At 66.8% G+C, this 12,715-nt stretch carries 6 protein-coding genes; 1 reads left to right on the top strand and 5 read right to left on the bottom strand.

All coding sequences use genetic code 11. The features are described from left to right. The first annotated feature begins 150 nt into the window (after window positions 1-150). A complete protein-coding gene (locus tag WMF34_RS39285; RefSeq protein WP_437991007.1) occupies window positions 151-3,378 on the top strand; it encodes a hypothetical protein in 3,228 nt (1,075 codons plus the stop codon). Between the two features lie 213 nt (window positions 3,379-3,591). Here WMF34_RS39285 and WMF34_RS39280 read toward each other — a convergent pair whose 3' ends face one another. The 5 genes from WMF34_RS39280 to WMF34_RS39260 all read right to left on the bottom strand — a co-directional run bounded on the left by WMF34_RS39280 (window position 3,592) and on the right by WMF34_RS39260 (window position 12,397). Further along, window positions 3,592-4,704, bottom strand: a complete 1,113-nt coding sequence (locus WMF34_RS39280; protein WP_437991006.1) for an alpha/beta hydrolase family esterase — start codon at window positions 4,702-4,704, stop codon at window positions 3,592-3,594. A 1,056-nt stretch (window positions 4,705-5,760) separates the two neighbouring features. Next, the gene (locus WMF34_RS39275) at window positions 5,761-6,525 is read right to left on the bottom strand and encodes a hypothetical protein (protein WP_157907227.1); all 765 of its coding nucleotides are present in this window, start codon (window positions 6,523-6,525) and stop codon (window positions 5,761-5,763) included. A 420-nt stretch (window positions 6,526-6,945) separates the two neighbouring features. Further along, entirely contained in the window at window positions 6,946-7,578 is a 633-nt protein-coding gene (locus WMF34_RS39270; protein ID WP_012240342.1) for a glutathione S-transferase family protein, read from the bottom strand. Between the two features lie 17 nt (window positions 7,579-7,595). After that, the gene (metH, locus tag WMF34_RS39265) at window positions 7,596-11,441 is read right to left on the bottom strand and encodes a methionine synthase (protein WP_437991005.1); all 3,846 of its coding nucleotides are present in this window, start codon (window positions 11,439-11,441) and stop codon (window positions 7,596-7,598) included. A 2-nt stretch (window positions 11,442-11,443) separates the two neighbouring features. Continuing rightward, complete coding sequence (locus tag WMF34_RS39260) at window positions 11,444-12,397, bottom strand: ArsR/SmtB family transcription factor (RefSeq protein WP_437991004.1); 954 nt, start codon at window positions 12,395-12,397, stop codon at window positions 11,444-11,446. Window positions 12,398-12,715 lie beyond the last annotated feature (318 nt).

Here is a 12,715-nt window from a genome sequence, read left to right as displayed (position 1 = left end):
CCATCATCAATGGGATGCTGATCAGCGCCGAGCTCGCGCTGATCGAAGCGAAGAAGAACCTGGCCGTACCGCAAGCTGTTGACGCTCACGATGGTTGATGCTCGATCGCGCGGCATGAATGCGGCGTCTGCCTCGAGCATCAGAGGCGGCATGGCAAGACCGTTCGAGTCCATCGGTTCGACTTCCGGGCTTCACCGGCGTGCCTCCGCCGCCCTGCTCCTCGTCGCCTTCGGCCGCACGAATGAATGCGGTCCGAGCGCGCCCGGTAGCAGCAGCAGCGGCGGCGCCGCGGGCGGCGGCGGGTACATCTCCGCAACCACAGGAGACGGCGGCGGCTCCGCTGCGACGGGCAGCGGCGGCTCCGCAGGCCACGGCGACGGCGGCTCCGCAGGCCACGGCGACGGCGGCTCCGCAGGCCACGGCGACGGCGGCTCCGCTGCGACGGGCAGCGGCGGCTCCGCGGGCCACGGCGATGGCGGCTCCGCTGCCACGGGCAGCGGCGGCTCCGCGGGCCACGGCGACGGCGGCTCCGCTGCGACGGGCAGCGGCGGCTCCGCGGGCCACGGCGATGGCGGCTCCGCTGCCACGGGCAGCGGCGGCTCCGCAGGCCACGGCGGCGGCGACGAGAGCACCTCGACCGGGAGCGGCGGATCGCCGGCAACATGCGTACCGGGATCCATCGTCGCGTGCTACTCCGGCCCCGAGGGGACCAACGGCGTCGGGCGCTGTACGGCCGGGACGCAGACCTGTCGTCCTGACGGCTTCGGCTACGGGCCCTGCACGGGTGAGATCACCCCTGCTGCGGAGCTCTGCGCCACGCCGCAGGACGAGAGCTGCGACGGCGACCCCCATTGCCCGCAACCGGCCGCCTGGGCGCGCGGGTTCGGCATCGAGCCCACCATTCCCACATCGACCATCGCCGTCGACGCCATGGGGAATTACTACATCCTCGGCGGCTTCAAAGGAACGGTCGACTTCGGCACCGGCCCTCTGACCAGCGCCGGTGACAGCGACATCTTCCTTCTCAAGCTCGACCCCTCGGGCGCGCCGCTCTGGAGCAAGCGCTTCGGCACCCCCTTGCGCGAGACAGGAGATGCCCTGGCCATCGATGGAAACGGCAACGTCCTGATCGCCGGCAACTACGAGGACGACTTCTCTGGCATTGGCAATGATTTCAGCCTCGGCGGGTGCGCCCTGCCGGCTCCGGCCGATCGTTCCGGGCAATTCATGGCCAAGCTCGACCCCGACGGCAATCACATCTGGAGCGATGGATTCCGCTTCTACCCTTCGCATCCTACCTGGGCCACGAAGATGGCCATCGATGCGCTCGACCACGCATACCTAGCCATCGGGTTGGAGGACGCGACAGCGGTGGTGAAGCTGGACGCGATGGGCAATGTCCTCTGGAGGCGTAGCACTCCGGGCAGCCCGAGCTTCCACATGAACCTCGCGCTCGACAGCGCCGGCAACGTGGTGACAGTGAATTCAGCAGGTATCGACGGCGACTACATTGCCCTCTACACGTACGTCTCGAAGCTCTCTCCGGATGGAAATTTGCTCTGGTCCCGGAGATTGGACGACTACGGCTTTCGTGGCAAGGTGGCTGCCAACTCGGCGGGCGAGATCCTCGTGTTGGTCGAGGGAGCTGTCATCAAGCTGGATCAGGACGGCGAGGAAGTGTTCACCCAGCCCGTCCGCCACACCGGCAACATCGCGGTCGACCCTGCGGACAACATCTTCCTCGGCGGGCGTGGGCTCACGATGCTCGACCCGAGCGGCACCGAGCTCTGGACGCGCGACTTCGCGGCCTCGGTAGCGGACATGGCCATCTCCCCGAACGGCGCGGTCGCCGTCACCGGCGTCGTGAGTGGCCCTGTGGACTTCGGGACCGGCCCGATCGCGTATACAGCAGGCTGGGATATCTATGCTGCCACGTTCAATCCGCCGTCGAGCGGCGACGGCGGCGAGGGAGGAGGCAGCGGCGGCAGCGACGGCGGCGGCGGAGACCCGTCCGAGACGTGCGTGCCGGGCTCGGTCATCGCGTGCTACTCCGGCCCTGCCGGGACCAGGGGCGTCGGACCCTGCGCTGCGGGGACGCAGACCTGCCGGCCCAGCGGCCTTGGCTTCGGCGCCTGCGTGGGCGAGGTGACGCCTGCCGAGGAGCTCTGCTCCACGCCGGAGGACGAGAGCTGCGACGGCGACCCCCATTGCCCCATGCTGTCGTGGGCGCGCGGGTTCGGCAGCACCGGCGCCGACGAGGGCCTGAACATCGCGAGCGATGCCGCAGGCAACTACTATGTCACCGGCACCTTCACAGGAACCATCGACTTCGGCGCGGGCCCTCTGACCTCCCCGCCCGGAAGGCACTTCCTGCTCAAGCTCGATCCATCGGGCGCGCCGCTCTGGAGCGAGCGCCTGACGAGCGGCCACCCGCTCGTCATGGCCGTCGATGGCAACGGCGACCTCCTGCTCGCCGGCACATACTCGGGTGGCGCCGACAGGGTGTTGAACCAGTGCCTCCCCCCCTTCGAACCGGGCCACAATACCGTGGGCTTCGTGGCCAAGCTCGACCGCGATGGCAAGGCCATCTGGAGTCAAGCGCCCATCTACACGTCGGACGCGCTCGAGAGCTACAGCGTTCCCGAGCGTATCGCCGTCGATGCGCTCGGCAACACCTACCTGGTCTACGTCGACCACTGGGCGAACGGTGCCTACCTGTTGAAGCTGAGCCCTGGCGGCGATGTCCTCTGGAAACACAGGATCACGCCCCCTCCCGACGAGGAGGACTATTTCACTACCCTGGAATACCACGCCGATCTCGCGATCGACAGCGCGGGCAACGCGCTGACCGTGACCGCACCGCAGGCCGACGCAGGGTATCTCACGGTCAACAAGTTCGACCCGACCGGCGCCGTGCTCTGGAGCCGCCCGTTCGCGCCGGATCCGTCGATCGCCCCTGGCGGCGCGTGGAAGGCGGACTGGTCGGTGGCCGTCGATGCGGCTGACGAGGTCTTCGTGGTCGGCACCACGGACGGGACCGTCGATCTCGGCGGCGGCGTGCTGCCCGCCGGCCCCGTGCTCCTCAAGCTGGACGCCGCGGGTGCCCACGTGTTCAGCGACTCGATCCCCTTCGGCGATGCGCTCGCGCTCGATTCCGCTGGTAACATCGTCGTCGCCGGAGACGGGCTCGCCAAGCTCGACCCGAGCGGCGCCGAGCTCTGGACCCTCAGCTTCGGCGCCAGCGCACATGGCATCGCGATCTCGCCGAGCGGCGTGATCGCCCTCACAGGGGCTGCGAGCGCGGCGGTCGACTTCGGGACCGGCCCCATCCCCCACGCCGGCGGCTCCGACGTCTTCGTCGCGACGTTCAATCCCTGAAACCCATGGGGGGAAGGGCGCCATGTCGAGGTGCCGCGCGCCGAGCTCGGGCGTACCCCGACCCTCTCGCTCTGCCGCGCTACACCTCCTCGCGCTGCGATCCGGCTTGATTCGCCTACGCGCTTGGAGGCGGCCCCTCGTCTCCTGCAGGCGAGGCGCCCCGACCGCGGCGCCACGCGCGGGCGAGGGGCCTGTCCGCGGCGAGGACGCCGGTCAGAACTGCTTGAAGAACTTCCACGACTCGATGGGGATCCAGTTCGGATTGCCGTCGATGTTCGTGTGCCCGCCGCCGAAGGTGCACACCCGCGTCGGGTGCTCCGGATTGCAATCCTGGAAATCGTAGCAGCTGTACGCGCCGTTTGAAGTCGGGATGTTGTTCGGGATCGTGCAGCCGTTGTCTTCGGCCTTTTCGAGGGCGATGAACTTGGCCCCTCTCTTTTGACCTTCGTTGTTCACCCAGGGGCAAGTCCCGTCGCTCATGCCCGTCGTGTGCATCCAGGCAATGGGCTTACGTGTCTTTTCAGGCAACCAGATGTTGTAGTTGGCCGGGGCGATGCCCACGGCCGCGCGGATCTCCGCTTGATGGTTCGTCGACAGCGAATAGGTGATCATCCCTCCGAAACTGAAGCCGGTCGCGAACACGCGGGTCGTGTCGTAGCAGACACTTTCGTTCATGAGCGCCATGATGTCGTCGAACAGCGCGTGGTCCTTCTCCTGCCACGTCGCACCGTCCGAGGAGGGGGCCACGAAGATGGCTTGCTCTCCGTCGGCCTCCAGCTGCGGCTTGAGAAAGTAGAAGTCTTGCCCCTTGACGTCTTGGTAGCGGCTGCCGATCCAATGCGAGGTGTAGAACAGCCGGTAGGGCTTGTTCATGTCGTAGTTCTTGGGCATATCGACGTAGTACACGCGATTCTGGCCCGAACTCGAGATCGTATACTCCTTGCTCGTCAGCGTGGTTGCCTTGCCGCACCCCGCGCTCCGCACAGGCGCGTTCCCCATGGGAATGGCGCCTTCGGGCCAGCCACCCGTGCCACTACCGCCGCTGCCGGTCGGCTCAGCCCCGCCGCTCCCGCCGCTGTTGTCACCGCCGGTCCCAGCCGCGGTGGTGCCGCTGGAGGTCGCAGCGCCGCTGCTGCTCGCGCTGCCGCTCGCGCTGCTGCTGGAGGTCGCAACGCCGCTGCCGCTCGCGCTACTGACGGAACTGGTCGCCGTCGCTCCGCCCCCTCCGTCGTCGTTCGAGTCGGACTCGGCGGGGGCGCACGAGATCGCGACCCAACTCGCAAGGGTGACACAGAAGGCGAGTCGGCTGAACGTTTGATCTTGCATCACAGGTCTCCTACGTACCGGAATCAGGTGAAAAGAAAACAAAACGACTCGAGCGTATCAAGGGCGACTCGCCACACTCACCTCAGGTGACAGAGCGTTCCTTACGGGATCCGCCTCCTGGCAAAGTGCTCAGATTGACGAAGAGCTCGGTACTCAGGAGGACCCGAGCGAGCCAAAACAAAAGGAGGGCCCTCGACTGGAATGTGAACGCTCACATTGCCGGTGTCAATTCCAATCGACCGGCCCTCGGGTATCTTCGGGCCCGAGGGAGGACATGGCTGGCACGGCTCCTTCGGAGCGCCGCGTTAAGAGGGGTGGACGCCGGACCGCGGCCATCGCCGGACTGCCCGACTACAATCGTACTGCCAGCGTGTCATGTTGCCGCGGCCGATGCGGAAACCGTGCCGCCATGGTCACCGAGCCCCGGAACGTCGCCCGCTTCCTCTCCGCGCTCGGCGAGCCGACCGATGTTCCAGCACGCTCTCCCAACCGGGGACCACCGTACTGGAAAAGCACCGTTGTGCACCGCAAGGCGCTCGGTGACGCCGTGATCAGCCCGCCCGTGGGCTCCGAGGCGCCCGATGGTGCGGCGACCTTGCAGGAAGGCTCCAGTCTTACAGGGTGAGAGGCGCTCGAGTCTCCCGGTATCGGCTCCGCTTCGGGTCGCATCAGCGCTGCAGATTTCCTGCGTGACTGCGTGTCTCTCCTGTGTTCGCGCGTCCTCGCGCTCATCGGCTGCTCCACGCGGCCGCAAACCCTTCGAGACGACGTCGCTTCGCTCACCTTGGCCCGCGACCCGACGCCCATGGGTGCCTGGAAGATCCGCGACCGCGCCGATGTCTCGTTCGACGATCACCCTCGCTTCGTCTACCACGCGGGCATGGAGAGGGTGCTGCTCGTCAGCGGTCGCCCCAACCGTGGCGTGCTCAGCGGGGATGGCCGCGATTGGAGCCACGTGGCCGACGCCAACAGCTGCCTGTTCATGCAGGGCGGGCCTACGACGAGGCGCGCGATCGGGTGGCGGTGCTCAGCGGCCTCGCCATGTCAAGGTTTCCATCATGGCCGGAACGTGAAGAACGTATTTCCAGCCAACGTGCGAAATCTCGCGAACCTCGGCCCTGGGCTTCCAGTCCCTGCGGCTCTCCACCCGAACAAGCCTGTTGAACTTGGGTCCCGGATGGCGACCCGCAGCCGAGCCACGTCAATGGCATTCTGTATAAAATTTCGAAAATCGGACTGCATTCGGTCATTGTCATTGTTCGCGATGTTGACCATCTGCTGCAGTCGACGACGAACCACCTGATCGTAGTTCGGATAATCGGAGAACCCATCGAACTGATTGGCGGCGCGAATGATGTCGATCAAATTTCTCGCCCCGCGTGCCCCGAATCGAGAAGGGTCGCTCGCCAATCGATTCTCCAGGACCCGTTGCATCCACCCCATGCTATCCAATGTGTCTGCTGCCAGGTAGTCCGCGTGGGAAGGTCCGCGGGCCTCCGACATCAACAGTCTGGCGACGGCTCCAGCTTCAGTGGCAGGATCCGGCAACTCTATCGCAGCGTCAACCACGACCCTTAGTGTCGCCTGGATTCCGGACCGTGTCGCCGCAGTCACCGTTACAGCGCCGCTGCCTGATGTTGTGGCAAGCGCGCTGAGATAAAACGAAAAATTGCCAACGGCGCGGATGCGAGGTGTGCCATCGACGCTAACCACATCAGGATCGCTGCTGGTTATTCTAGGAGAACCATCCGAGCGTGGAACATCGGCGATCTCGATGCCGGCCGAAGAGTTCCCTTCGGTGCTCGATATGTGAATAGTCACGGCCGTAACATCTGTTCCATGTCGCCGAAAACGCATATATCCCCTTCATACAGCGCAAGGCCCAAATCGACGCTCTGCTCCTGCCTCACTCTCCAGACCTGTGCAAGGCCAGGGGCTCTCCCAGCGACTCGCAATTTTACCAGCTGGACTGGCGCCGCTGCAAGCTGCGGGCCTACGGACCTTCGCAGCCCCTGCCGTGGTCCTCGACGGAGGCGCCGCGCTTCCTGCCGGTGCAGTGGTGACGGACGCCTCGCCGGTCGTGGCGGAGCCGCTCGAGATCGCGCTGTCCAAGGGGCGGGTGGTTCGCGTTCGGCCTGGCTGCGGCCTCGCCACGCTCCGACCTCGCGCACGGCGCAGGAAGAGGACGCGGCGCTCCTACGGCGCTCGCCGAGGCGCTCCGCTTCAATCCTTCAGGGCGCTCTAAGCCCCAGGCATCTTGAGGCCGCGCTCGTCCATCACGGCTTTGTTGCGCGCCTCGCTCTTCGCGTACGCCGGGCGGGCTTTGACCCGCTTGGCATATCCGGTGAAGCTCGGGCGCGGCTCGAGCATCTTGAAGTCGAGCATGTACGCGATGGTGCCGCCGAAGATGACGTCGGCCATCGAGAACTCCTTGCCGAGGACGAAGTCACGGCCAGAGATGGCCGACTCCATCGTCGCGATCATGTCGTCGTAGTTGCCCCAACCGGCGGAGCCGGCGCGGAACTCCCAGTTGCCGGCCTTGGCCATCGAGCCGGGCTCGATGACCGAGGGGGCGAAGAGCGACCAGCGAAAATAAGTGCCGCGCGCCGCGTCGTCGAGCTTCGGCGCGAGGCGGCCCGAGGCATAACGATCCGCGAGATAGAGGCCGATCGCCGCGGATTCGGTGACGACGGTGTCGCCGTCGACGAGCAAGGGCAGCTTGCCCATCGGATTGAGCTTCGTGACTTCCTCCTTCTTCTGGTCGCCGGCCATGATGTCGACGAACTTGAGCTCGTACTCGACGCCGACTTCCTCGAGCATCCACACGGTGTTGGCGGCGCGCGAAAACGGGTGATGGTAAAGAACGATGGCCATGGTGGTGTCTCTTTCTGCTAGTTTGAAGCGTCGTAGTTGAGGTTCGGGCCGAGCCAGCGCTCGACCTCCGCGACGGTCATGCCCTTGCGCGCGTGGTAGTCGACCACCTGGTCGCGATCGATCTTTCCCAGGCTGAAGTACCGGGCCTCCGGGTGCGCGAAATACAGGCCGCTCACGCTCGATCCGGGCCACATCGCGAACGACTCGGTGATCTGGATGCCGGTGCTCTTCTCGACGTCGAGCAGCCGCCAGAGCGTGCCTTTCTCGGTGTGATCCGGGCACGCGGGGTACCCCGCCGCGGGCCGGATGCCGCGGTACTTCTCCTCGATGAGCTCGGCCTTGGTCAGGTCCTCCTGCCGGCCATAGCCCCACTCGTCGCGCACCCGCTTGTGCAGGCACTCGGCGAACGCCTCGGCCAGGCGATCGGCGATCGCCTCGGCCATGATGGCGTTGTAGTCGTCGTGCACCGCCCTGAACCGCTCGCACAGCTCCTTCAGGCCGATCCCGGAGGTCACCGCGAAGCCGGCGATGTGGTCCCGGAGGCCGGTCTCCCTGGGCGCGATGAAATCCGCGAGCGACCGGTTCGGCTCGCCGCCCTCCTTCGCCGTCTGCTGGCGCAGGAAGTGAAACCGCTCGAGCACCTTCGCGCGCGTCCCGTCCGTGTACACCTCCACGTCGTCGCCCACGGCGCTCGCGGGGAAGAAGCCATACACGCCGCGCGCCGTCAGCAGCTTCTTCTCGATGATCGTGTCGAGCAGCGCGTTCGCCTCGGAGAAGAGCTGGCGCGCTTGCTCGCCGTACTTCTCGTGCTCCAGGATCCGCGGATAGACGCCCTTCAGCTCCCACGTGTGGAAGAACGGCGTCCAGTCGATGTACTCGCGCAAGGCGGCGAGCGGGAAGTCCTCGAGCACGCGCGCGCCGGTGAACTCGGGCACCGGCAGATCCTCGGCGCGCCACGCGATCCGCGTCCGGTTCGCGCGCGCGGCCTCGAGGGAGACGAGCTTGTGCTTCGGCGCCGCGTGGAGCCGGCGGAGCTTCTCGTACTCGGCGCGGTGCTGGGCGACGAACGCCGCCTTGCCTTCCTCGCTCAGGAGGCTCGTGGTGACAGGCACGGCGCGGCTCGCGTCGACCACATGCACGACCGGCTCGCTGTAATGCGGGGCCACCTTCACGGCCGTGTGCGCCTTGCTGGTCGTCGCCCCGCCGATCAGGAGCGGCAGCTTGAAGTTCTGCCGCTCCATCTCGCGGGCGACGTGGATCATCTCGTCGAGCGACGGCGTGATCAGCCCGCTCAGGCCGATCAGATCCGCCTTCTCCTGCCTGGCGCGCTCGAGGATCTTCTCGCACGGGACCATGACGCCCATGTCGATCACCTCGTAATTGTTGCACGCGAGCACGACGCCCACGATGTTCTTGCCGATGTCGTGGACATCGCCCTTCACCGTGGCGAGGACGATCTTCCCCTGCGTCTTCACCTCCTGCCCAGCGGCGGCCATCGCGGCCTTCTCCGCCTCCATGAACGGCGTGAGGTACGCGACGGCCTTCTTCATCACGCGCGCCGATTTCACCACCTGCGGCAGGAACATCTTGCCCGCGCCGAAGAGATCTCCGACGACGCTCATCCCATCCATCAGCGGGCCCTCGATCACGGAGAGCGGGCGGCCGAGCTTGGCGCGCGCCTCCTCGGTGTCGATATCGATGTACGTGTCGATGCCCTTGACCAGCGCGTGCGACAGCCGCTCCTCGACGGTGCCTTTGCGCCACTCCTCTTCTTTCTTCTCGGCCTCGGCGGCGCCGGCGCTCCTGGCCTTCAGCGCTTCGCCGAAGTCGACGAGCCGCTCCGTGGCGTCCGGACGCCGGTTGAGCAGGACGTCCTCGACGAGCTCGCGGAGCTCCGGCTCGATCTCCTCGTACACCTCGAGCATGCCCGCGTTGACGATGCCCATGTCCATGCCGGCCCGGATGGCATGGTAGAGGAACGCCGAGTGCATGGCCTCGCGCACCCGGTTGTTGCCGCGGAAGCTGAACGAGATGTTCGACACGCCGCCGCTGACCTTGGCGTGCGGCAGGTTGGCCTTGATCCAGCGCGTGGCCTCGATGAAGTCGACGGCGTAATTGTTGTGCTCCTCCATGCCGGTGGCGACCGTGAGGATGTTCGGATCGAAGATGATGTCCTCGGGAGGAAACCCCACCTCGTCGACGAGGATGCCGTACGCGCGCTTGCAGATCCGGATCTTGTCCTCGTAGGTGGCGGCCTGCCCTTGCTCGTCGAAGGCCATGACCACGACGGCGGCGCCGTACTTGAGGATCGTCCTCGCGCTCTCGCGGAACTTCGCCTCGCCCTCCTTGAGCGAGATGGAGTTCACGATGCCCTTGCCCTGCATGCACCTGAGGCCCGCCTCGATGACCTCCCATTTCGACGAGTCCACCATGAACGGGACCTTCGCCACCTCGGGCTCGCTGGCCAGGAGAAGCAGGAAGCGCGTCATCGCGGAGACGCCGTCGATCATGCCCTCGTCCATGCAGATGTCGATGACGTTGGCGCCGTTCTCTACCTGCTGGCGCGCCACGCTCACCGCTTCCTCGTACTTCCCTTCCTTGATGAGCTTCGCGAACTTCGGCGATCCGGCGACGTTGGTGCGCTCGCCCAGGATCATGTAGACGCCGGGCTGCTGCGTGAACGGCTGCGAGCCGGACAGGCGCAGGGGGATCGGCGCGCCGGAACCGGAAGAGGCCGCGCCGCCGGGCGGGGCCTCCGCGGGGGGCCTCGGGTCGAGGGCGCGCGGGGGCTTGCCGGCGAGCGCCTTGGCGATGGCCGCGATGTGCTCGGGCGTGTTGCCGCAGCAGCCGCCGGCGATGTTGAGCAGGCCCGCGTCCGCGAAGCCGCCGATGTGGCGCGCCATGTCCGGCGGCTCGAGATCGAAGCCCGTGGGGGAGAGCGGGTTGGGCAGGCCGGCGTTCGGGTAGCAGGAGATCGCGGCGCTGGACTTCTCCGAGAGGTCGGACAGGAACGGATACATCAGGTCCGGGCCGAGCGAGCAGTTCAGCCCGATGGCGAGCGGGTTCACGTGCTTCACCGCGTTCCAGAACGCCTCGACCGTCTGCGCGGAGATCATCGTCTCTCCGCCGCGCCCGACCGCCGCCGAGATCATCACCGGCAGGGTCTTGCCGTCCTTGTCGAAGACCTCTCGGATGGCGACGAGCGCGGCCTTCGCGTTGAGCGAGTCGAAGATGGTCTCGACCAGGAGCACGTCGGAGCCGCCGGCGATCAAGGCGCGGATCTGGTGGACGTACGCCTGCTTCACCTGATCGAACGTCACGACGCGGAAGCCGGGGTCGTCGGCGTCCGGGGAGTTGGACAGGGAGACGGTGAGCGGGCCGATGGCGCCCGCGACGAACCGCTGCCGCCCGTCGGCGTTCGCCACGCGATCGGCCCACTCGCGGCACTGCCGCGCGGACTTTTCGTTGATCTCCCAGGCGAGGTCGTTGAGGAACGGGTCGTCGATGATCCCTTGATAGAAGGCCGGGTCCTTCCGCCCGCCGTGCTCCCGCGGGTCGTCGACGAAGAACTCGCTCTGGGTGATGCTGGTCGCGCCGAAGGTGTTCGTCTCGATGATGTCCGCGCCGGCCTCGAGGAACCGCCGGTGGATATCGCAGATCATCTCCGGCTGCGTGAGCGAGAACAGATCGCCGTTGTTCAGCAGGTCTTTCTTCGAATCCGCGAAGCGCTGGCCCCGGATGTCCGCTTCCTTCATCCCGTACGTGCGGATGGTCGTCCCCATCGCCCCGTCGATGATGACGATGCGGCGCTGGAGGAGCTTCTGGAGTGGATGAAGGGGAGGCGTGGTGTTGTTGGACGGCATGATCAGCCTCGCTTGGCGCTCTTGGAGGGACCGGGGGTCGGCTTGTCGGCGATGGCGAGCACGACCTGGAAATGGGGTTTCTTCGTCTCGCGGCAGGCGACTTCGGACGCGGCGACATCGAGCTTCACGCGGGTGAGCATGGCGCGGATGTCGGCGGGCGAGAAGCCGGGGTGGCGCTCGCCGTAGGGCACGGTGATCTCCCGCTGCTGGTGCGCGTCGAGCGACAGGATGACCACCCGACCGCCCGGGCGGAGCACGCGGGCGCACTCTTCCAGCGCCCGCGGCGGGTCCTCGGCGTAGGTCAGCGTGTGAAACACGAGGATGGAGTCGAAGGAGGCGTCTCCGAACGGCAGCGCGTGGACATCGGCGACCTCGACGCGGACGTGGGGCTGGGTCGAGAACCGCTCTCTCGCGGCCTCGATCATCCGGCTGCTCGAGTCGACGCAGGTGAGCGAGCGGCAGTAAGGCGCGAGCGCGCTGGCCGCCGCGCCGTCGCCCGATCCGACGTCGAGGACGTCGCCGAGGCGGAGCAACGCGGCGATGCCGACCGCGAGCGACTGCCACGTGCGGCCCGGGGAGTAGTGCCGCTCCATCTCGCCGGCGAAGGACTCGGGGAGGCCGCCGCGCCGCTCGGCGTCGAGCTCCAGGAGGCGCCGCTGGTCGCCCTCCAGGGTCGGGTCGGGCGATTTCGTTGCCTCATCGAGGAGGGCCTTCGCGGTCCCGGGCAGGGTGTCGACAGCGAGCGCATAGAACGACTGCGGCCCCTGGCGCCGATCCCGCACGAACCCCGCCTCGCGGAGCCGCCCGAGGTGCGTCGAGACGCGCGACTGCGCGATGCCCGTCACGCGAACCAGATCCGTCACCCGCAGCTCGCGCTCGCGGAGGAGCACGCAGAGCCGTATCCGGCTCTCGTCCCCGAGGAGGTTCAGCATCTCGATGTACTGGGAAAGACTCATGTATTCATGTATCTAGATGCGCGAATGTCATAGGAGCGCTGGCTGCCGGCGTCAAGCGCGGCGGTGCCCGAGGATCCACGAACGCTGGCCGCCGAGCTGCGCCTGGAACACGGGTAGGGCCTCGGCTCGCCGCTGTTGAGGACGATCCGCCGGCCGCGAAAATTGTCTTGTATAACGTCATGTAATCCGTTATAACGGACGCATGTCTCCTTTCCTTGTGGCCATGCGGACGTTCGGCGCGCACTCGGGGACCGCAGGCGCGTGCCGTCGAGCAGGTGCTCATTGCTGTTGCTGTAGTTAGCCGCATGCGCCGCGGCG

Origin of the sequence: Sorangium sp. So ce145, from assembly GCF_051525985.1 — a bacterium.
GTDB classification, from domain to species: Bacteria; Myxococcota_A; Polyangia; order Polyangiales; family Polyangiaceae; genus Sorangium; species Sorangium cellulosum_B.
The sequence above is the reverse complement of the archived record's forward strand: the minus strand, read 5'-3'. Positions and strand labels throughout refer to the sequence as shown.